This is a genomic window from Rhodoferax sp. (assembly GCF_028688795.1).
In the GTDB taxonomy this organism is placed as follows: Bacteria; Pseudomonadota; Gammaproteobacteria; order Burkholderiales; family Burkholderiaceae_C; genus Rhodoferax.
In genome coordinates this window covers 1-20,789 of record NZ_JAQTXM010000037.1, presented here as the reverse complement: position 1 = coordinate 20,789, position 20,789 = coordinate 1, and the positions used below count along the sequence as shown (strand labels likewise).

Annotated in this window: 20 protein-coding genes and 1 tRNA gene; 11 read left to right on the top strand and 10 right to left on the bottom strand. The window is 59.3% G+C overall.

Going from position 1 to position 20,789, the window contains the following annotated elements:
* Positions 1-34: 34 nt before the first annotated feature.
* Positions 35-1,048, top strand: coding sequence for an alpha/beta fold hydrolase (locus PHQ58_RS20285; protein ID WP_300114917.1), 1,014 nt, complete (start codon positions 35-37; stop codon positions 1,046-1,048).
* Positions 1,041-1,577, top strand: a complete 537-nt coding sequence (locus PHQ58_RS20280) for a DUF2946 family protein (RefSeq protein ID WP_300114914.1) — start codon at positions 1,041-1,043, stop codon at positions 1,575-1,577. Before PHQ58_RS20285 ends, PHQ58_RS20280 begins: the two co-directional genes overlap by 8 nt.
* A 51-nt stretch (positions 1,578-1,628) precedes the next feature.
* Here the strand turns inward: PHQ58_RS20280 and PHQ58_RS20275 are convergent, their stop codons facing one another.
* A complete protein-coding gene (locus tag PHQ58_RS20275; RefSeq protein ID WP_300114912.1) occupies positions 1,629-2,174 on the bottom strand; it encodes a c-type cytochrome in 546 nt (181 codons plus the stop codon).
* A gap of 155 nt (positions 2,175-2,329) precedes the next feature.
* Here PHQ58_RS20275 and PHQ58_RS20270 point away from each other — a divergent pair.
* The 3 genes from PHQ58_RS20270 (at position 2,330) to PHQ58_RS20260 (ending at position 3,985) form a co-directional block, all read left to right on the top strand.
* Positions 2,330-2,405 (top strand) — tRNA-Arg (locus tag PHQ58_RS20270).
* Positions 2,406-2,912: 507 nt separating this feature from the next.
* Entirely contained in the window at positions 2,913-3,287 is a 375-nt protein-coding gene (locus PHQ58_RS20265) for an antitoxin Xre-like helix-turn-helix domain-containing protein (RefSeq protein WP_300114909.1), read from the top strand.
* The gene (locus PHQ58_RS20260) at positions 3,284-3,985 is read left to right on the top strand and encodes an RES family NAD+ phosphorylase (RefSeq protein WP_300114906.1); all 702 of its coding nucleotides are present in this window, start codon (positions 3,284-3,286) and stop codon (positions 3,983-3,985) included. The genes PHQ58_RS20265 and PHQ58_RS20260 overlap by 4 nt, the downstream gene beginning before the upstream one ends.
* Positions 3,986-4,140: 155 nt before the next feature.
* Here PHQ58_RS20260 and amrS read toward each other — a convergent pair whose 3' ends face one another.
* The 6 genes from amrS to PHQ58_RS20230 form a co-directional block, all read right to left on the bottom strand.
* Positions 4,141-5,235: an AmmeMemoRadiSam system radical SAM enzyme gene (amrS, locus tag PHQ58_RS20255; RefSeq protein WP_300114904.1), complete on the bottom strand. Its 1,095-nt coding sequence runs from the start codon at positions 5,233-5,235 to the stop codon at positions 4,141-4,143.
* Entirely contained in the window at positions 5,232-5,822 is a 591-nt protein-coding gene (amrA, locus tag PHQ58_RS20250; RefSeq protein WP_300114901.1) for an AmmeMemoRadiSam system protein A, read from the bottom strand. The genes amrS and amrA overlap by 4 nt, the downstream gene beginning before the upstream one ends.
* Positions 5,812-6,627, bottom strand: a complete 816-nt coding sequence (gene amrB, locus PHQ58_RS20245; RefSeq protein WP_300114899.1) for an AmmeMemoRadiSam system protein B — start codon at positions 6,625-6,627, stop codon at positions 5,812-5,814. The genes amrA and amrB overlap by 11 nt, the downstream gene beginning before the upstream one ends.
* Positions 6,628-6,855: 228 nt before the next feature.
* The gene (locus tag PHQ58_RS20240; RefSeq protein WP_300114896.1) at positions 6,856-7,431 is read right to left on the bottom strand and encodes a YceI family protein; all 576 of its coding nucleotides are present in this window, start codon (positions 7,429-7,431) and stop codon (positions 6,856-6,858) included.
* A 63-nt stretch (positions 7,432-7,494) separates the two neighbouring features.
* A complete protein-coding gene (locus PHQ58_RS20235; RefSeq protein ID WP_300114893.1) occupies positions 7,495-8,067 on the bottom strand; it encodes a YceI family protein in 573 nt (190 codons plus the stop codon).
* Between the two features lie 41 nt (positions 8,068-8,108).
* A complete protein-coding gene (locus PHQ58_RS20230; protein WP_300114890.1) occupies positions 8,109-8,684 on the bottom strand; it encodes a cytochrome b in 576 nt (191 codons plus the stop codon).
* A gap of 260 nt (positions 8,685-8,944) precedes the next feature.
* Here PHQ58_RS20230 and PHQ58_RS20225 point away from each other — a divergent pair, with 260 nt between their 5' ends.
* Positions 8,945-10,183, top strand: coding sequence for a YbfB/YjiJ family MFS transporter (locus PHQ58_RS20225; RefSeq protein ID WP_300114887.1), 1,239 nt, complete (start codon positions 8,945-8,947; stop codon positions 10,181-10,183).
* Between the two features lie 45 nt (positions 10,184-10,228).
* Entirely contained in the window at positions 10,229-11,983 is a 1,755-nt protein-coding gene (locus tag PHQ58_RS20220; protein ID WP_300114885.1) for a diguanylate cyclase, read from the top strand.
* A gap of 36 nt (positions 11,984-12,019) precedes the next feature.
* Here the strand turns inward: PHQ58_RS20220 and PHQ58_RS20215 are convergent, their stop codons facing one another.
* Complete coding sequence (locus tag PHQ58_RS20215; protein WP_300114882.1) at positions 12,020-13,336, bottom strand: CaiB/BaiF CoA-transferase family protein; 1,317 nt, start codon at positions 13,334-13,336, stop codon at positions 12,020-12,022.
* A gap of 446 nt (positions 13,337-13,782) precedes the next feature.
* Positions 13,783-14,976, bottom strand: coding sequence for an acyl-CoA dehydrogenase (locus PHQ58_RS20210; protein WP_300114879.1), 1,194 nt, complete (start codon positions 14,974-14,976; stop codon positions 13,783-13,785).
* Between the two features lie 275 nt (positions 14,977-15,251).
* On the opposite strand from PHQ58_RS20210, the gene PHQ58_RS20205 reads away from it, so the two are divergent.
* The 3 genes from PHQ58_RS20205 to PHQ58_RS20195 all read left to right on the top strand — a co-directional run bounded on the left by PHQ58_RS20205 (position 15,252) and on the right by PHQ58_RS20195 (position 17,598).
* Positions 15,252-16,157 (top strand): LysR substrate-binding domain-containing protein, encoded by a 906-nt coding sequence (locus PHQ58_RS20205; protein WP_300114876.1) that lies wholly within the window; start codon positions 15,252-15,254, stop codon positions 16,155-16,157.
* 117 nt (positions 16,158-16,274) lie between these two features.
* Positions 16,275-16,406, top strand: a complete 132-nt coding sequence (locus PHQ58_RS20200; protein WP_300114874.1) for a hypothetical protein — start codon at positions 16,275-16,277, stop codon at positions 16,404-16,406.
* 37 nt (positions 16,407-16,443) lie between these two features.
* Complete coding sequence (locus PHQ58_RS20195; RefSeq protein ID WP_300114871.1) at positions 16,444-17,598, top strand: aminotransferase class V-fold PLP-dependent enzyme; 1,155 nt, start codon at positions 16,444-16,446, stop codon at positions 17,596-17,598.
* A 60-nt stretch (positions 17,599-17,658) separates the two neighbouring features.
* Here the strand turns inward: PHQ58_RS20195 and PHQ58_RS20190 are convergent, their stop codons facing one another.
* On the bottom strand, positions 17,659-19,998 hold the full coding sequence (locus tag PHQ58_RS20190; protein WP_300114977.1) for a methyl-accepting chemotaxis protein: 2,340 nt from the start codon (positions 19,996-19,998) through the stop codon (positions 17,659-17,661).
* Positions 19,999-20,054: 56 nt separating this feature from the next.
* Here PHQ58_RS20190 and PHQ58_RS20185 point away from each other — a divergent pair.
* The coding region (locus PHQ58_RS20185; protein WP_300114868.1) for an IS630 family transposase at positions 20,055-20,789 on the top strand (735 nt) is incomplete at its 3' end.

Genomic DNA, 20,789 nt, shown 5'->3' with positions numbered 1-20,789 from the left:
GCCTCTAGCCCTTTTAAATAAAGCGCAAGCAGCTATGAACACAGTAGTGCCGTGGTGGCTGCCCGGTGGTCACTTGCAAACCATCTGGCCGGCCCTGCACGCCCGCCACGCGTCGGCGAAAGACACCACCCCTGTTAGCTACCGACGCGAGCGCTGGCCCACGCCAGATGGCGACTTCATTGACGTCGACTGGCAGGACGCGCCCTGCCCGACACCGAGCCAAGCCCCTCTGCTGGTGCTGTTTCATGGGCTGGAGGGCTCGTCACAAAGCCATTACGCGCTGGCTTTTGCCCGCCATGCCCAGCGCTGCGGGCTGGCGTATGCCGTGCCGCACTTCAGGGGCTGCAGCGGTGAGATCAATCGCGCACCACGGGCCTACCACTCTGGCGATTTTGAAGAAATTGGCTGGATCCTGCAGCGCCTGCGCCAGCACGCATCCTGTCCCCTGCTGGTGGTTGGGGTGTCGCTCGGCGGTAACGCTGTGTTGCGCTGGGCGCAAGAGGCAGGCAGCCAGGCCGCACAAGTAGCCAGTGCCGTGGCCAGCATTTCAGCCCCGGTCGACTTGGCCGCCAGTGGCCACGCCATGGGCCATGGCTTTAACCGCTGGGTCTACACCCGCATGTTCTTACGCAGCATGAAGCCCAAAGCGATGTTAAAACTGGCCCAGCACCCGGGCCTGTTCAATGCACCGAAGCTGCTGGCGGCGCGCACCCTGTACGAATTTGACAACGCCTTCACCGCGCCTGTGCACGGCTTCAAAAACACCGCCGACTACTGGCAAAAAGCCTCGTCCAAACCGCACCTGGCGCGCCTTTTGTTGCCTTCGCTGCTGGTTAACGCTCAGAACGACCCGTTTATTCCTGCCGCCAGTCTGCCACCCCTTGGCGCAGCAAGCCGACACGTCAGCTTGTGGCAGCCGCGCCACGGCGGGCATGTCGGGTTTTCGCAAGGGCCATGGCCAGGCCACGCCCAGGCCTTGCCTGAAGCCGTGGTGCAATGGCTGGCGCAGCAATCCAACCTCAATTTGAAAGCCTTCCCTCATGGATGACATCGTCAAACAAGCCATGGCCAAATGGCCCAACGTGCCAGACTGCTACGGCTGGCTGGGGCTGGACGCGCGTGGCAACTGGTACATGCGTGATGACCAGGCACAGGCCCTGGGCCGGTTCGGTAGCGGCATTGCTGGAAGCAAGGGCTCGGAACTACGCCACGGCAAACTCATTGACTTCATTGCCCGCAACTATGCGGCAGACGCCCGAGGCTGCTGGTATTTTCAGAACGGACCGCAACGCGTTTTTGTTGAATTGCAAGCCGCCCCGCTGGTGTGGCGTCTGCAGCCCGACGGCGCCGTTCAAGACCACATGGGGCGCAGCGCCCAGGTCAAGCACTGCTGGCTGGACGAATCAGGGCATTTGTACCTTGAAGCGGACATCGGCTTTGGCCTGGTTCACACCCAGGACATCGGGCAGGCCGCGCTGGCCGTTGAACAAGGCCAATGGCGGCCCAAAGACGTGTTGCGGGCAGAACTGGAGCCACAGTTTGGCTTTACCAAAAGCCCCGAGTTACTACACAAATAGTAGCTGCTTGCGCAATAAATACGTGACCTAGAGGTCAAAACGCTTAGATATCTATTTTGCGGCTGAAGTCGCTGGCGCAGGTGCTGCAGCCCCTTCAGGCGCTTTGGGCTCAGCAAACTTAGCGCCGCCCGCATTGGCCATGTAAACCACCGCACGCCCCACTTCATAGTCAGAAAATGCACCGCCGCCTTGAGCGGTCATGGCATTCTTACCCTTGAGTGCCGAGTGCAGCAGCGTCTCATAACCCGTGGCAATCCGTGGCCCCCAGGCTGCCGCATCGCCCAATTTTGGCGCAGCCAACAAACCAGCGGTGTGACAGGTGGTGCACTGCGCCTTGAAAACTTCTTCGCCAGTTTTCAGCTCGCGCTTGGACTCGCCCAGCTGCAACATGCCCACTTTCTGGATACGCGCAGTCACCGCTTCTTCAGACATGCTACCGGCCTGGGCACTGTCCTGCGACTTGTAATAGCCAACCAAAGACCCCACGACGATGAGCGGCAAGCCCAACAAAACAACCAGGTTAAACACCTTCTTGGCTGCACTTGGGGTAGGCGCGGCGTGTGAATCGTGCCCGCTGGCGTGGTGGTTGTCGCTCATGGTGACCTCTTTGGAATTGTGGAAAAAAGCTTGTGCAAAATTATAGGTGCCGCCTTGCCATGTAGCCGGGGCATGCTTGGCCATCTGGCGATGGGCAGCCACTTGCCCTGAGGTTCGTGTGAGAGAATACGGCCCTTGCAAACGTCATGCAGCTTGCGGCTGTAGCTCAGTGGATAGAGTATTGGCCTCCGAAGCCAAGGGTCGTGGGTTCGATCCCCGCCAGCCGCACCAAATGATAGTGAACTTGTCGTTCATGGCGGTCAGCTTCCGCTGCGTACTTGACTTACGAAAGTACCGCGCGAATGACAGTCATCATCCTTAAAGAGTCATCTAGGGCCTGAAACCCTATGACTGGTAACGCTGCGCAAGTGCCGCTCAAAATCCTCCCCCCTGAGCCGTAGCAGAAACCAGATCAGACCAGTGGCAGGTAAAGCGTCATCGGTGAGTCGGCGCATGCCGTAAATCCGAAGTGTTCGTAAAAGCTCTTGGCCTATGCGTTTTGTTCATCGACCAACAACGCAAACGCCGCCGCCTGCTTGCGTGCTTTCAAACAGCGATCCACTGCGCATCCAATCAACACTTTGCCCAACCCAGCACCACGCCAGCCTGCGGGCCTGGTCGTGAGTCTTGGACATTAAGCGCAAAAGTAGTCGCAATACATGTGGCAAGCACTTGGAAAAACATGCAATTATTAAATGATTGTGCAAAAATGCTTCTACTGAAAGAAATTGAGACCACATGAACACTAAAACTGCGCCTAAGCCTGACCCGGGCTTCGTACTCGCTAAAGCAACAGCTCGTGCCACTGATTTGTTGGGACTGTCTGGTGCAGCCTTGGCTCGGATCATCGGTGTGAGCGAGCCAACTGTCTCGCGCATTCGCAAAGGTCAGTATCCACTTGACCCCAATTCAAAAGTCGGCGAACTGTCCTTGTTGCTGGTTCGGGTTTACCGCTCTTTGGATGCACTGGTTGGCACAGACGATCAAAAGCGCAAAGATTGGATGCGGGGGATGAATAAGGCGCTTGGCGGCGTGCCCCTGCAACTCATCGAGCGGCCTGACGGCTTGGTCGCAACCCTAAACTACCTCGATGGCATGCGGGCACCGGCATGACCGACTCCGTATGGAGCACTTCTTGGTTTGACAGCGGGGTGGTACAAAAGACCATGTTGGCTTGGCGCGGCGTTGAAGCGCAGCATGTGGTCTCAACGATGCGCTTGGTTGATGACACTGACGAGCAACTCATGCTCGAACAACTTCTGGAGGTCAGCAAGCCACCCATGCCGGCCATGAAAGTGCCGAAGCATTACCTGCTTGCAACCCCCTTTCGCTATCGACCGCAACACCCCAGCCGGTTCCGGCGTGCTGGAACCCTCGGCCTTTGGTACGGTGCTGAAGCGCTCCATGCAGCCTGCGCGGAGGTCGCCTATTGGCGCTATCGCTTCATCATGGACAGCGTGCCGTTGCTGAACACCGACCTGCTTACCGAGCACACTTTCTTTCAGGCGGAGGTTGAGGGTCGTGCTATTGATCTGATGAGCGAACCGTGGCTTGCAGCGTCTGCGGCCTGGACGCATGGCAGCGATTACACCGAAACCCAGGCGGTGGCCGATGCGGCACGGGACAAGGGTGTGCAGTGGATTTGCTACGAATCCGTGCGAGCCCCGGCAGAGCGATGTGCTGCGGTCCTGGATGTCGAAGCACTTGAGATGGTTGATCAGGGCAAGACGCAACAAACGTGGCACTGCAAGACAACACGGACATCAGTCATGATGGTCCATGGCGATGATCGCTACGTTTGGAATTTCTAGCTTGCCTCAGGTAAGGGTCATTGCTACAAAAGTCTGATACAGAATTAGTCAACCTATCGGGCGATGTAGGGGGCCATAGTATTGGGTTCTATCCCCGCCAGCCGCATCAACCGACCGCTTATTAACGCGTCACGACACCTCAACCGTATCTGCCTTCACGTTGGGGCGGACATCATCAACGGGATACGCTGGCGGCCAAAGTGCTCGGCCTTACTGGCAAACCGGCCCGCCACTGCCGCACCACAGTCAGGGCAATGGCCCTGCGCCGTCAGCCGGTACTTTTTGATCAAGTACCAATCCCGCACGATCAGTGGCGCATGGCACTCCGGGCAAAAAGTGGTGTCGCCCTCAATGTTATGCACATTGCCGGTGTACACATAGTTCAAGCCCGCCTGCAGCGCAATCTGGCGCGCACGCACCAGGGTGGCGGGCGGCGTGGCGGGCACATCGAGCATTTTGAAATCCGGGTGGAAGGCCGAAAAATGCAAGGGCACGTCGGGGCCCAGCTCGGTCATGATCCACTGGCTCATGGCAGTGAGCTCTTCGTCTGAATCGTTGTGCCCTGGAATCAGCAGCGTGGTGAGTTCAAACCACACTTGGGTTTCGCGCTTGAGGTAGACCAGCGTGTCAAGCACGGGCTGCAAATGCGCACCGGTCAGCTTGAAATAAAAATCTTCGGTGAACGCTTTCAGGTCGACGTTGGCAGCATCCATCTTGGCGTAAAAATCACGCCGGGCCACCTCATTGATGTAGCCCGCGGTGACCGCCACGGTTTGCACACCGCGCGCGTGGCAGGCATCGGCCACGTCCATGGCGTATTCGGCAAAGATCACCGGGTCGTTGTAGGTAAACGCCACACTCTTGCAGTGGTTGGCAACCGCGGCCTTGGCAATTGCCTCGGGCGAGGCCTGGTCCATCAGGCGGTCCATGTCGCGTGATTTGCTGATGTCCCAGTTTTGGCAAAACTTGCAGGCCAGGTTACAGCCCGCCGTGCCAAACGACAGCACACTGCTGCCGGGGTAAAAGTTGTTCAGCGGTTTCTTCTCGATGGGATCAATACAAAACCCGGAGGAGCGCCCGTAAGTGGTCAGAATCATCTGCTCACCCTGGCGCATGCGCACAAAACAGGCACCGCGCTGGCCCTCATGCAGCTTGCAGTCACGCGGGCACAGGTCGCATTGCATGCGACCATCGTCTAGCCAGTGCCAATAGCGGGCCTGGTAATCTGATTCGGTGTGTTCGGTCATCATGGTGCCTCCTGCTCTTGCCATTTGCGCACTTTGTAGCGCTGCAGCCGAACCCCCACGTCCCAGAATTCAGGCGGCAGGCCGGCTTTTTGCTTGAGGTGCGCCATGAACTGGTACACATCGGGCAACTGTTCCCATACCTGTGGCAAAAAAGTGCTGCGGTAGCGCCCATATTCAAACACCACCCCGTCCACGCCCGGGCGCAACTGCGCCAGCGCCTGCGCCTGGCTGTCAAAGTGCAGTGGCTGCATGGGTGACAACACGGACACCTCTAGCTTGATGGCGGTCAACTCGGCCAGGGTCAAGGGTGCAAAACGGGTGTCGTGCAGCGCAGCGGCCACGGCGTTTGACTTGACATCGGCCAGCAAACTGCGGCGCGCCTCCAGCGAGCCAATGCAGCCGCGCAACTGCCGTTGCCGGGTCAAGGTGACAAAACAGGCACCCGGCTCTTGCAGCCACGGGGCATCTTCTGGCACAGAGCGCGGCTGCCCCAAAGCGGTAGAGATGGCGGCGCGGGCAATCGGCAGCAAAATGCCGCCCGCATGCACCGGCACACCCCTTTGCATTTCCACGGCGGTATCAATGGACATGAGTTGGCTCCTGCACGAACGCAAAAGCGGCATAACCCACCACGCGGTCTTTGTCACCTGCCGTGTCGCCCGAGTTGCAATGGCCCAGCAACTGTGGCTGCAAATGGTGGTGCCGGGCGGCCATCAGCAAGCCATTGACCGGCGTACCGCCACAAGCCTGCTCGTGGGTGATGGAGCTGCTCAGCCGCATGATGCGTTGCACGGTGCCCTGGTCCACACGCTGTGCCGTGTTGTAGGGCAAAAAGTGTGAAAGGTCTGAGCTGACCACAATCAGTGTCTCAGGGCCACCCCACAGCGCCTCCAGCACCTCGGCCACTTCAGCGGGTGTGGCGTCACCCACGGCCAGCGGCACCAGCTTGAAATCTTCCAGCACGGCTTGTAAAAATGGCAATTGCACTTCCAGGGAATGCTCCAAGGCGTGTGCCGCCGGACTGACCACGACTTGGGTCAAGCCTTTGAGGCGAGCAATGGCGGCCTGATCAAGGTCGATCTGGCCCAGAGGCGTTGCAAAACCATCAACGCCCGGTAGCGCCAAACCCCTGACGGGCACCCGATGCACCGGCCCAAGCAACACCACACTGCGAATGATTTTGCGCAACGGCGCCAGCCGCGCATAGGCCAATGCCGCCGTTGAGCCCGAATAAACATAACCGGCATGCGGCACGATCAAGGCTTTGGGCACCGCGTCGTCAACCCCACTCGCAGGTACAACGGCGGACAGCAAGGCCTGCAGATGGCCGGACAACATGGCGGCGTGCCCCGAATAAAAAGCACCAGCCACTGCTGGTGGTCGAATTGACTGCATAGGTTCATCCCTCCTTGGGCGAACTTAATGCTTTTCATATCAGGGGGAATTGCGAGTTATCAACTGAAGCGCTCGCGCGGGATGAACACGCTGTGCAAACCCGCCAAGTACAGAGGGCCCGCCGCCAGGGCAAGCCCGGCGCGCAGGGACCTTAATTGCTATTTAATAAATAGCTGGTAGCGCTTACTTATAAAGGGCTACAGGCTGATTTATCATATAAATTTGCATTTATTGCTTGACCGCTTCAACTTGCACCACTAGGCGCACGTTTTTCGGAAAACCCCAGTCGATGCCGTAATTCATGCCGTAGGCAGTGCGGTCCAATGTGCCTTCAAAATCACCACCGCAGACTTCGCGCTTGAGCATCGGGCTGTCGTAGCAATTGAAGTTGGTGGCCTTGAGGGTCAGCGCATTTGTCTTGCCCAGCAGCGTCAAGGTGCCGGTGACTTCGGCCACTTTGTCACCGTTGAAGGTGAACTTGTCTGCAGCAAACGTCATGGTCGGAAATTTTTCGGTGTCAAACAGGTCTTTGCTTTGCAGATGCTTGTTGAACGCTGCAAAGCCAGTGTTGATGGATGTGGTGTCCACCACGATGCTGACCTTGCCGGACTTGGCCGCCCGGTCCAGTTCCACTGAGCCGTCCTTCTTGTCAAAGCGGCCGCGGTTGGTAGAGGTGCCAAAGTGACTGATCTCGAAAGTGACATAGGTGTGCGCCGGGTCAATGGCATAGCTAGCGGCTTGGGCAGACACGGTGCCGGCCAGCAAAACAACTGCAGCGGCGATGGGCAAAAAGGATGAACGCATGAAAAACTCCTGGAAAGGTTGAAAACAGAAAAGAAACGGTTAAAAAATGGGGCGGCAGCGGGGTCAGAGCTTGCCCACCCCGCTCAGGGCAAACTTGAACTTGACTTGCACCTCATCAGCCACCATCGAGGTGTCGGCCCAATCGCCATCGCCAATGCTGAAGGCGAGCCGCTTGATCGGCAACACGCCGCTGGCCACGGTGACCGCACCGGACTGCGTCATGCTCAAAGACACCAGGACGTCGCGCGCCTGTCCCTTGATGCTGAGCTTGCCAGCCAGCTCGTATTTTCCAGCCCCCAATGCCTTGAACGCCGACGAGGTGAAGGTGGCTTGAGGAAACTTGGGAGCGTTGAACCAAGGTGCCTTGGGCAGCTCGCTGTCAGCCTCTGCCGAGCCCATGGTGGCGCTGCCCATGTCAACCGTGAAAGTCACCTTGCTGCTAGCGAGTTTGGTGGCATCAAAGCTGACTTGCGCGTCAAACTTCTTGAAGTGCCCGCTGACCGGTACACCCATTTGTTTGGCGGCGAAGCTCAGTTCGCTTTGGGCGGGCAGCAGTTTTTGCTGGGCTGCGGCAGGCAAGGCCACGCCAGCCAGCAGGGTGGTGGTCAGGGCGGCGAGAAACAGGTGGGTTTTCATGTGGGTACTCCGGCGAAACAAAGGGGATGTAGGTGATCGGGTCAACGCAGGCCAGGCAGCATGCGCAGCAACAGGCCATCGCGGTCGATCCATTGGTGCTTGAGGGCGGCGGCCACGTGCACTGCGGCCAGCGCCACCAAGCCCCAGGCGAAAAGCTCGTGCAGCGGCTTGATCAACTCGGCCAAGGCTTTGTCCGGGCCCACAAAATCAGGCAGCGCAACCTGGCCAAACAACACAATCGGGAAGCCAGCCGCCGAGCTGTAGGCCCAGCCAATCAATGGCACGGCAAAAAACAACACATACATCAGGTGATGGGTCGCGTGGTGGGCCAGTGTCTGCCAGCCCGGCATGGCACGGGCAATGGCGGCGGGCAGCACGGGCGGCCGGTGCGTCACGCGCCACAGCAGGCGCACCACCGACAGCAGCAAAATGCTGATGCCCGCCCACTTGTGCCAATTGAACAGCTTCAGGCGCGAGGGCGAAAAGGGCAAATCAGCCATGTACACCCCCAAAGCAAAGATGCCCAGAATGGCCAGCGCCAGCAGCCAGTGCAGGACGATGGCCACGCTGGTGTAGCGCAACTGGCGCGGGGCGGGATCAACTTGGGACGGGGTCAAAACATTTCTCCAGACAGGGGTTACAGGGATAACCCTGAGGCTGACTATGAGTTTAGGAAGCAGTTAATGCAAACAAATTCAACCAGATTGATGGCATAGTTGAAATATTTCGAACATTTCGAATCCCGGCTCCCCTGGCATTACGCAGCCAGTGGCGCCGCAAGCGGTGAAATAATGCAAGACAACCCGTTAGGCTCTAGCCTGGCACCTCCACGCAAGCTGGCCGTGGGCGAATCCATACAAAACATTGACAACAAATGATGAATCACCCCCCAGAGCGCCCGCCAACGGGTCAAACCGTCCATTCATCCGATGCGAGAGCACGCCTCAAGGTGCTGGGCGCGGGCATCTTCAGCCTGCTGCTGGTGCTGGGTGTGGCGCGCTTTGCCTACACGCCGCTGCTGCCGCTGATGCAGCAGCAAGCCGGGTTGGGTGTGGCCCAGGCCGGTTGGCTGGCCGCCATCAACTACGCGGGCTACCTCAGCGGGGCCATCCTTGCATCGCAAATCAGCAGCCTGGTGCTCAAGGACAAGCTGTACCGAATTGGCATGGTGATGGCGATCGTCAGCACGCTGGTGATGGCGCTGACCACCAATGTGGTGCTGTGGGCCATTTCTCGCTATGTGGCTGGGCTGTGCAGCTCTGCCGGCATGTTGCTGGGCACTGGCCTGATCCTGAACTGGCTGATTCGCCACAACCACCGCAGCGAGCTGGGCATTCACTTTGCGGGCATCGGGCTGGGCATTGCGGGCTGTTCGGCGGCCGTGATGCTGATGAGCCCGGCGCTGGACTGGCGCGAACAGTGGTGGGCCTTCACGGCTATCGGCTGCGTGTTGCTCTACCCGGCGCTGGCCTGGCTGCCAGCGCCAGACCAGACCGGCCTGACCGCCAGCGGGCAAAAGATGGTCGACAAACCGCCCAGTGCGCTGTATTTGCGCATCTTCATGGCGGCCTATTTCTGCGCCGGCTTTGGTTATGTGGTGAGCGCCACCTTCATTGTGGCCATTGTCAACAAGCTGCCGGGGCTGGCCGGCCAGGGCAACCTGGCGTTTCTGGCGATCGGGCTGGGCGCGGCGCCAGCCTGCATCAACTGGGACTTCATTGCCCGGCGCACCGGTGACCTCAACGCACTGATTCTGGCCGCCGTGCTGCAAATTGTGGGCATCTTGCTGCCGGTGATGGTGGGCGGGCTCATTCCCACGCTGCTGGGCGCGCTGCTGTTTGGCGGCACCTTCATTGGCATGGTCAGCCTGGTGCTGAGCATGGCCGGGCGCTATTACCCCACCAAACCCGCCAAGATGATGGGCAAAATGACACTGAGCTACGGCGTGGCGCAAATCGTGGGCCCCGCCATCACCGGGCAACTGGCCGTGCGGCTGGGCAGCTACAACGCCGGGCTGTACTTTGCCGCCGGGGTGATGGTGGTGGGCACGCTGCTGCTGCTGGTGTTGAAGCTGGTGGAAAGGCGCGATGCGCAACACACGCGGCCCCAAGGCTAGGCCAGCTGCCACGGGCTTTGCACAGATGCCGCAGAGGTGATTCAATTGAAACTCAAAACAAGAATTTTGCTGCTCAGCGCCTTGCTGACCATTGCCACCGGTGCCATGGCTTGGTGGGTGGCGCGTGATCAGGCCTTGGGCATCGTGGCGCAATGGGCGATGCGCTACGCCGAAAAGCAGGTGCTGTACGACAAGGTGCGCATGATGCAGCCCATTCTGCGGGAAATCGCCTTGTCACGCCAACTGGCCAACTCGCAATTGATCAAGGACTGGGCACGCCAGCCTGATGATGCCCAACTGACGCACCGCGCGCTGGTTGAAATGGAAACCTTCAGGGCCAACTTTGCCGACCACAGCTACTTTTTGGGGCTACACCCCAGCGGCCGCTACTACCACAACAACGCCAAAAACGAGTACGCCAATGCGCCACTGCGTTACACGCTGAAGGCCGACAAGCCGGCCGACCGCTGGTTTTACGACATCATCGCGCAAAACCGCGACATGCACATCAACGTCAACCCGGACGTGACCCTGGGCGTGACCAAGCTGTGGATTGATGTACTGATCCGCGACGGCAACGACATTCTGGGCGTCGCTGGCACCGGGCTGGACCTGACCAGCTTTATCCGTGAAGTGGTCGAAAACAGCCAGCCCGGCATCACCAGCCTGTTTGTGGACCATGTCGGGGCCATTCAGGTGTACCGCGACCAAAAGCTGATTGACTTTGCCAGCATTACCAAGTCAGCCGGCACGCACAAAACGCTGGACATGCTGTTTCAAACCGACGAAGACCGGAAGACCGTGTTGGCGGCCATGAAAGAAATCGAGCAAAGCCCCAGCAAAACACTGAGCCGACTGGTTCACATGCAAGGCCAGCCATTTTTGGTAGGCCTGGCTTATTTGCCCGAAATCGACTGGTATGAGGTGACGCTGCTGGACATCAACGCCTTGCTGCCCTTACAAAATTTTGTCGGTATGTTGCTGGTGTTTGCCTTGTCTTTGCTGGTCGCTTTGATCGCCTTCAATGTGCTGCTGGGGCGCGTGGTGTTGCAGCCCTTGAACCGGCTGGCACGCGCCATCGAACAGGTGCAAAGCGAACACTTTGCACCGCAAGACCTGCCCACCGGTGGCAAAGATGAAATCGGCCACCTGATGCGCTTGTTTCGTGACATGGCGACGCGGGTTTGGGCATCGCGCAACGAGCTGGAAACGCGCGTGGCAGAACGCACCGCCGAACTGGAACAAAGCAAAGAACAGCTGCGCCACCTGGCCCAGCACGACAGCCTGACCGGCTTGCCCAACCGCGCCCTGTTGACCGACCGCTTGCAACAGGCACTGGCCGCAGCCCAGCGGGACCAGACGCATGTGGCCCTGCTGTTTTTGGACCTGGACCACTTCAAGCCCGTGAACGACGAGTTTGGCCATGCGGTGGGCGATCAGCTGCTGCAGGCGGTGGCACAGCGCATGTTGGCCTGCGTGCGCCAGTCTGACACCGTGGCGCGCATTGGGGGCGATGAATTTTTGCTGCTGCTGCGCAATGCGGCTGATCAGACTGACCAATCCGCTGTAACGGTGGCCGAAAAAATTCGCGAAGCACTGGCGCTGGTGTTTGAAGTGGCGGAGCAGCGGCTGTTCATTTCATGCTCGATTGGCATCGCCTTGTACCCCAAGCATGGGCAAACCGATATAGCGCTGGCGCACCATGCCGACCTGGCCATGTACCAGGCCAAACAAGCCGGGCGCAATCAGGTGCATCTGTTCACTGCTGCCGACTTGCCGGCAACGCCTGCTGCTGCCTGACACGTCGCCTTGCGGGTGGCGTGCGGCGGGAGCGTGTCAAACCACGCCGCGCTGGCGCAGTGCGGCAATGTCGGCAGTGCTCAAGCCCAGTTCGGCCAGTACTTCGTCGGTGTGCTCACCCAAGGCAGGTGGCGGGCGGCGCAGCACCGGCGGCGTGGCGGTCAGCCGCAGCGGGCTGGCCACGGTGCTGATTGTGGCGCTGGCTCCGCTGACAGTGTCCATGCTGGCGGCGGTGTTACCCAAGGCGTCAGACACTATTGATTTAGTAGCTGCTTGCGCTTTATTTATATGGGCTACAGGCTGTTTTATCACTAAACCCCGGGCTTGCACCTGGGGGTCGGCAAAGGCTTGGCCAATGTCATTGATGGGCCCGCAGGGCACGGCCTTGTCTTCCAGCGATTTGATCCATTGCGCGGTGCTGCGGGTGCGCGTGGCGGCCTGCATCAGGGGAATCAGGGCGTCGCGGTGCTGCACCCGCAAGGTGTTGCTGGCAAAACGGGCATCTGCAGCCCACTCGGGGTGGCCCGCCACCTCGCAAAAGCGGGCGAACTGGCCGTCGTTGCCAATCGCCAACAGCACGGCGCCATCAGCGGTGTCAAAACTTTGGTACGGCGCCAGGCTCGGGTGGGTGTTGCCTTGACGCTCTGGCACCTTGCCGGAATTCAAAAACCCCGCAGCCTGGTTCGCCAGCACCGCCATGCCGACATCAAGCAGCGCCATGTCGATGTGCTGGCCCTCCCCCGTGCGATGCCGCACCTCGATGGCGGCCAGAATCGCGCTGGTGGCGTAAACGCCGGTAAAGATATCGATCACCGCCACGCCGACCCGCATCGGGCCGCCACCGGGTGTGCCATCAGCCTGACCGGTGATGCTCATCATGCCGCTCATGGCCTGGATCATCAGGTCATAACCAGCGCGTTCGGCATACGGGCCGTTTTGGCCAAAACCGGTAACTGAGCAATAAATCAGGCGTGGGTTGATGGCTTTCAGGCTTTCGTAGTCCAGCCCGTAAACTTTCAAGCCGCCGACCTTGAAGTTCTCCACCAGGATGTCACTCTGCGCCGCCATTTGCCGGATCAGCGCCTGGCCTTCCGGCTTGGCCATGTCGAGCGTGATGGCGCGTTTGTTGCGATTGCAAGCGGTGAAGTAAGTGGCCTGGTCGGTGTCGTTGCCGTCCGCATCCTTGACAAACGGCGGGCCCCAGTGGCGCGTGTCGTCGCCAGCGCCGGGGCGTTCGACCTTGACCACGTCAGCGCCCAGGTCGGCCAGCATCTGGGTGCACCAGGGGCCAGCCAGGACGCGGGACAGGTCCAGGACCTTGAGGTGAGCGAGGGCTGAGGGCTTGGTTGTCATGGTGCTTGTTTTGTTGCTGTTGTGGGGGTGAAGTCAGGGCGTCATTCGTTGACTGACTGACAGTTTGGGTAGGCCATGCGCAGTGGGGTTGCTTGGGCGGACCCACAGTCTTGGTGGGCCATGCGGGTTTGGGCCGGGGGCCTCAACGCGCTCCGCTTTGCGAAGTCGGCCCCCAGCCCAAACCCGCATGGCCTGCGGTGCGGTAAGGGTCGTCGAAGTAAAAAAGCACGAGACACTTCCTGCACAGAAGACGCTCATCCGGTCTTCAAAACCTTGGCACCCCAGCGGCGCATGCAGCAGCGGGTGGGGTATTGGGACCCGCCGACTTCGCAAAGCGCAGCGCGTTGAGGCGGGGCCCAATACCCCGTCCGCTGCCGCCAAAAAAGCTGGCATCCCCATTGCCCCTCGCACCCCTGCATGCCAATTTAATTGGAATCTGACTCCAATTAATTAAACGCCGCAATCCCTGTTTGCGCGCGGCCAAGAATCAGCGCATGAATGTCATGCGTGCCTTCATAGGTGTTGACCACCTCCAGATTCACCAAATGCCGCGCCACACCAAACTCGTCGCTGATGCCATTGCCACCCATCATGTCGCGCGCCAGGCGGGCCACATCGAGCGCCTTGCCGCAACTGTTGCGCTTCAAAATCGACGTGATTTCGACCGACGCCGTGCCTTCGTCCTTCATGCGGCCCAGGCGCAGGCAGCCTTGCAAGCCCAGCGCAATGTCGGTCTGCATGTCGGCCAGTTTCTTTTGAATCAGCTGGTTGGCAGCCAAGGGGCGTCCAAACTGAATGCGGTCCATCACGTATTGGCGTGAGCGAAACCAGCAGTCTTCTGCCGCACCCAACGCACCCCAGGCAATGCCGTAGCGGGCGCTGTTGAGGCAAGTGAACGGGCCTTTCAGGCCTTGCACTTCAGGAAAAGCGTTTTCTTCAGGGCAAAACACGCCGTCCATGACGATCTCGCCGGTGATGCTGGCACGCAAGCCCACCTTGCCATGAATGGCCGGGGCGCTTAAGCCCGCCGCGCCTTTTTCCAGCACAAAGCCGCGAATCGGGCCGACTGTGCCGGTCTCAGACACCTCTTTGGCCCAGACCACGAACACGTCGGCAATCGGGCTGTTGGAAATCCACATCTTGTTGCCGCTGAGCTTGTAACCGCCGGGCACTTTCACGGCACGGCTGAGCATGCTGGCCGGGTCCGAGCCGTGGTTGGGTTCGGTCAGGCCGAAGCAGCCAATCCACTCGCCAGTGGCCAGTTTGGGCAGGTACTTTTGTTTGGTGGCTTCGTTGCCAAATTCAAAAATCGGCACCATCACCAGCGAGCTTTGCACACTCATCATGCTGCGGTAACCGCTGTCGACACGCTCCACCTCACGGGCAATCACGCCGTACGCCACGTAATTCAGGCCAGGGCCGCCATAAGCTTCGGGAATGGTGGGGCCAAGCAGGCCCAGTTCACCCATTTCGCGAAAGATGGCGGGGTCGGTTTGCTCGTTGCGAAAAGCCTGCACCACACGCGGTTGCAGCTTGTCCTGGCAGTAGGCGGCAGCGGCTTCCTTGATCATGCGTTCTTCGTCGGTGAGTTGCTGCTCCAGCAAAAAGGGGTCTTGCCAGTTGAATGATGCGTGGGCCATTTCGGTGTCTCCTGAGGGTGGGGGTGTTCGGTTAATTCAGGTCTGGCCTGAATGGAATAACTGCATGGTAGCGCGCAGCCAGTGCTTGACACAACCGATTTGTTGTCACTTTGATATTCAAATAACTCATAACTTGCTTTCACAAACCCTTTCAAGCATCAAATATTTCATATGGAAAATGACGCTATATCCCATAATAAGTAAGCGCAAACAGCTATTTATACAATAGCAAATCACAAGCAATTTTTAAAACAAATGTGTACATTACGCACATCATGCGCAGAAAAATTCCGTCCCTTCAAGCCCTCGCCTGTTTTGATGCCGCCGCCCGCCACCAAAGCTACACCCGCGCCGCTCAAGAACTGGCGCTGACTCAGGGCGCGGTGTCGCGCCAGTTGACCGCACTGGAAGACTTTGTGGGCGTGGCGCTGTTCAAGCGCACGCGCCATGGCGTGGCACTCACCGAGCGCGGGCGCGACTACGCCGCCCAAGTGGCGCTGCGCCTGCAGGCACTGGAGCAAGACACGCTCGATGTCATGAGCACCCAGGGGCGCGAAAGCCGGCTGCACCTGGCCGCCGTACCAACTTTTGCCACCCGCTGGCTGATTCCGCGCCTGCCAAAGCTCAAAAGTCAGCACCCCGAACTCACCGTGCACCTTGAAACCCGCACCCGCCCCTTCATGTTTGCCGACACACCGTTTGATGCAGCGCTGTTTGCCGGCACGCCCGAGCAGGTCAGCCAATGGGCCGGCACCCAGGCGGTGAAACTGCTGGACGAAGTGGTGCTGCCGGTCTGCGCCCCAAGCCTGCTGCAAGGTGCTGCCAGCTTGTCACCCGAGGCCATTGCCAAGCTGCCGCTGTTGCAACAAAGCACCCGCCCGGACGCCTGGCGGCAATGGTTTGAAGCGCAAGGCGTGGCCACAGCGCTGGCCTTGTCGGGTGCGCGTTTTGAGCTGTTTTCCATGACCGCCGCCGCCGCCGTGTGCGGCATGGGCCTGGCCCTGGTGCCACGGCTACTGGTCACCACGGAACTGGCACGCGGCGAACTGGTGGTGGCCTGCGAGCAGCCTTTGGCAAGCCAGCGCGCCTACTATTTTGTGCAACCTGAAGGCACAGACAACCCATCTGCCAACCACACCTTTCTAGCCTGGCTGCTGCAGGCAGTGCAAACCAGCGCTTGAGCTGCACGCACCTGCGCGCGCGGCAAAAGCTTGCGTATTGTCAATAAGCCGCTGCCCTGACATTTCAAAATTGCGCTTCCTGGACATGGGTTTGTCCCCTCGCATATGCAGGTCCAGATGGATGCCACGGATGCCACCACACAAGCCACACTGCTGCTCATTGACGACGCCACTAAAAGCCTGGGCATGCTGCTGACACCGCCCGGCCGGGTACTTCCCTGGGGGTGCAAAGGTCAACACCCGTGCTAAGCTAATCAACGTTACCCCCCACTTACAGGAGCGCACCATGCCCGGACTTCTTCCCAACATTGACCCTGACGGCTTGCTTGAGTTCTCGGTGGTCTATACCGACCGCGCACTGAACCACATGTCGCAACGCTTTCAGGGCGTGATGACCGACATTTCACGCATTCTCAAAGAGGTTTACGCTGCCAAATCAGCTGTGCTGGTGCCTGGCAGCGGCACTTTTGGCATGGAAGCCGTGGCGCGGCAATTCGCCACTGGCAAAAAAGCGTTAGTGATCCGCAACGGCTGGTTCAGCTACCGCTGGACGCAGATTTTTGACATGGGCAGCATCCCAGCCGAGTCCACCGTGCTGAAAGCCCGCCGCGTCAACACCACCAAACAGTCGCCATGGGTTCCCTGCCCAATTGATGAGGTGGTGGCCACCATCCGCGCCAAAAAACCCGACGTGGTGTTTGCCCCGCATGTGGAAACCGCCGCCGGCATGATTCTGCCCGACGACTATTTGAAAGCCGTGGCAGATGCGGTGCATGAGGTTGGCGGCCTGTTTGTGCTCGACTGCATCGCCTCGGGCGCGATGTGGGTCGACATGAAAGCCACCGGCGTGGACGTGCTGGTGAGCGCACCGCAAAAAGGCTGGAGCGGCTCGCCCTGCTGCGCCATGGTGATGCTGAGTGAGCGCGCCCGCGCCGCCATCGACAGCACCATCAGCACCAGCTTTGCCTGCGATTTGAAGAAATGGCTGCAGATCATGGAAGCCTATGAGGGCGGTGGCCACGCCTACCACGCCACCATGCCAACCGATGCGCTGATGCGCCTGCGCGAGGTGATGCAGGAAACGCGTGACTACGGCTTTGAGAAAGTCAAGGCCGAGCAGCAAGCGCTGGGCTCGGCGGTGCGCGCGCTGTTTGAGAGCCGCGGCATCCAGAGCGTGGCAGCCGACGGCTTCAAGGCACCCGGTGTGGTGGTGAGCTACACCGAAGACGCTGGCATTCAAAACAGCAAGAAGTTTTTGGCGCTGGGTCTGCAAACCGCGGCCGGCGTACCGCTGCAATGTGACGAACCGGCTGATTTCATGACGTTTCGCGTGGGCCTGTTTGGGCTGGAAAAGCTTCACAACGTGCCGCGCAGCGTGGCGCAACTGGCGGCAGCGCTGGACGCCATGGGCATTCCGGCACCGGAAGCTGCGCTGGCCTGACCGACCGTTAAAAACCAAACCAACAAGCACCAGCAAGCCGGCGCTTGTTGGTGCTTGCTTTCAATACGGCTTGAAATTTCCGGCGCTGCCGGTCCGTGGCAGCTTGGTCATGGTGGGTGTTGTTTTGCCCGACGTCAGCGCCCGGCGTTCACCCCGCACGGGTACCCCCCGCTGCCGCAAAGTGGCCCCATCATCCTGCCCGGTTTTAAAAAACGCCACCGACTGCTGCAATTGCTCCGCCTGACCTGACAGCTCTTCACTGGTGGCCGCCAATTCTTCTGAAGCCGATGCGTTTTGCTGCGTGGCTTTGGACAATTGGCCCATGGCACCGCCAATCTGGGTGATGGACTCGCCTTGCTCGTTGGAGGCTGCCGCGATTTCCTGCACCAGTTCGCTGGTTTTCTGGATGCTGGGCACGATTTCATCGAGCAGCTTGCCAGCACGTTCTGCTGTGGTCACGCTTGAGCTTGCGAGTTCGCCAATTTCTTTCGCCGCATCCTGGCTGCGCTCGGCGAGTTTGCGTACTTCGGCGGCCACCACGGCAAAGCCTTTGCCGTGCTCACCCGCCCGTGCCGCTTCTATGGCCGCGTTCAAGGCCAGCAAGTTGGTTTGGTAGGCAATGTCGTCAACGATGCCAATCTTGGCGGCAATTTGCTTCATGGCCGCTACCGTTTGGCTGACAGCCTGGCCACCGTCCACGGCCTCTTTGCTGGTTTTGGCGGCCATGCCATCGGTCACGCGGGCGTTGTCGCTGTTTTGCGAAATGCTGGCGCTCATCACATCAATGCTGGCCGTGGTTTGCTCCACGCTGGCGGCTTGCTCACTGGCGGCCTGGCTCAGGGACTGCGCCGTGGCCGACACCTGGTTGGCCGCGCCGGTGAGGGCATCGGCCGCGCCGCGCACCTCTTGCATGACTCGGGTCAGGTTCTCGCTGGACGCATTGACACTGTCCTTGAGCTTGCCAAACAAGCCCTGGTAATCACGTGTGATGCGCTTGGTCAGGTCGCCTTCGGCCACCGAAGCCAACACGTTGGCCACATCGGTCATGGCGTCTTCGCTGGTGTCAAGCAACAGGTTCATGCCGTTAGACAAGTTGGCAAAAAAGCCGGTTTTGCCAACCAAGCTGAGCCGTTGGTTCAAATCACCCTTGGTGGCAGCTTGCACCACTTGGTCAATCTCGCCCTCAGCGGCCAACTGGTCGGTCACGTCTTGCCATTGGCCCACGGTGCCCAGGCGTTCACCGGTGTCTGATGTGACTGGGGTGGTGGTCAAGTCATACAGACGTCCACCCAAATTCAGGCGCGAATGGGCCACGGTGTTGAGGCTGCGCAGACGCGCCAAAGCGGCTTGCGGCTCGGCGTAAAACACCCCCACGCTGCCCCCCACCACCTTGTCGGGGTCAAACCCCGGTATTTGCTGGCGAAAGCCTTCGGCGTGTTGCTTGAGCGTGGCTTGCAAGGCGTGGTTGAGGTAAATCAGCGTGCCATCGTCATCTGCAATGCGCACCGGCAAGCTGACGTTGTCCAGAGCGGTTCTCACCCGGGCGTTAAAACGTGCCGCTTTGCTGGCCTCCAGCAACGAATGCTGCACTTTGTCGACAGCTTCGCTGATACGCGCGCGCTGACCGGGCAGGCGTTCCATGACCACATCAAGCCGCCCTTCAGAGTAGCCCGTGACGATGTCCACCACCTTCATCTTCACGGCAATGTGTGATTTGACAATTTGGTTGATGCTTTGCGCCATGGCACCGTAAACGCCCGGCAGACTGGCAGCGGGCATGACGTGGTCAATGTTGCCGGCTTCGTGCTGGATCGCCATCTCAGCCTGTGCGGCCTGAAAAGTGGTCAAAACGGTTTGCATCCTGCCCATAGCGGTGATGAGTTGACCCACCTCATCCTGGCGGTCTGTGACCAGCGTGGTGCTAAGGTCGCCCTGTGCGATTTTTTCAGCGGCGCCGCTCACCATGGCCATAGGGCGCACCACCATGCGACGAATCAGCAACAGCCAAATGGCTGAGATGACCAACACAATCACCAGGCCCGCCACCGCGTAAATGTTGCGCAGACGGTTGATCTCTGCGGTGTATTCGTCCACATAAGTGCCACCGGCCACCACCCAATCCCAACTTTTCAGGTAGCTGAATGCCACCACTTTCTCACGCGGGGTGGTTTCACCCAGTGCGGCGTTCAACCAGGGGTAACGGATCTCGCCATCTTTTTGCTGCAGGATGTCCTTGATGAACTCACGCCCGCTGGCGTCTTTGGTGGCCAACAGGTTTTTGCCTTCCATGGCCGGGTGAATGATCAGGTCACCCAGTTTGTCCCCGGGCTGGGCATTGAGCACATAAAAATACCCGGTCTGACCAATCTTGAGGCCCCGCACCGCGTCTTTAAGCGCAATTATAGATAAGGCCCGATAAAGTATGAACTTTCTATGATTTTCCGGATCAGAAGTTCATGGAAAAAGAAAACGCAAGAAAACAAACGCTCGAACAACTTCACGAGCGGCGCAAGCAAGTCGTGCGGTTGCACAAGAAGGCAATCAAGATCATGCAAATCGTGGCCATGACGGGGCTGAGCTACCCGGCAGTTCGAGTCACCATTGATCTGTTCGATGCTGGTGGTTGGTCCGCCATTCGTCCGGCCTGCCGAGGTCGCATTAGAGGCGATGGACGTGTGCTCACTGCGGTGCAAGAAGACACGATTCAGAAAATGATCATCGACAGGCGCCCCGAGCAACTCAAGATGGACTTCAGCCTGTGGAGTCGTGCTGCAGTAGGCCAACTCATCGAGCAGGAATACGGCATCAAACTGCAAGTTCGCAGCATCGGAAAGTACCTTGCCCGCTGGGGCTTCACACCTCAAAAACCCATCAAGCGCGCCTACGAGCAAAGCCCTGCGGCAGTACAGGCGTGGCTGGAGGGCGAATACCCTGGAATAGAGCAACGCGCCAGAGCTGAAGGAGCCGAAATTCACTGGGGTGATGAGACTGCATTGGTCAACACGGATGTGCGTGGCAGAAGCTACGCGCCAGCAGGTAAAACCCCGGTCGCTTTTGCAATTGGTGGCACCCGCCAAAAGCTCTCGATGATCGCCACAGTGACCAACCAGGGCAAGGCACGCTGGATGATCATTGAGGACGCATTTGACTCAGAAAAGCTCGTTGAATTTCTACAAGCTTTGATCAAAGAT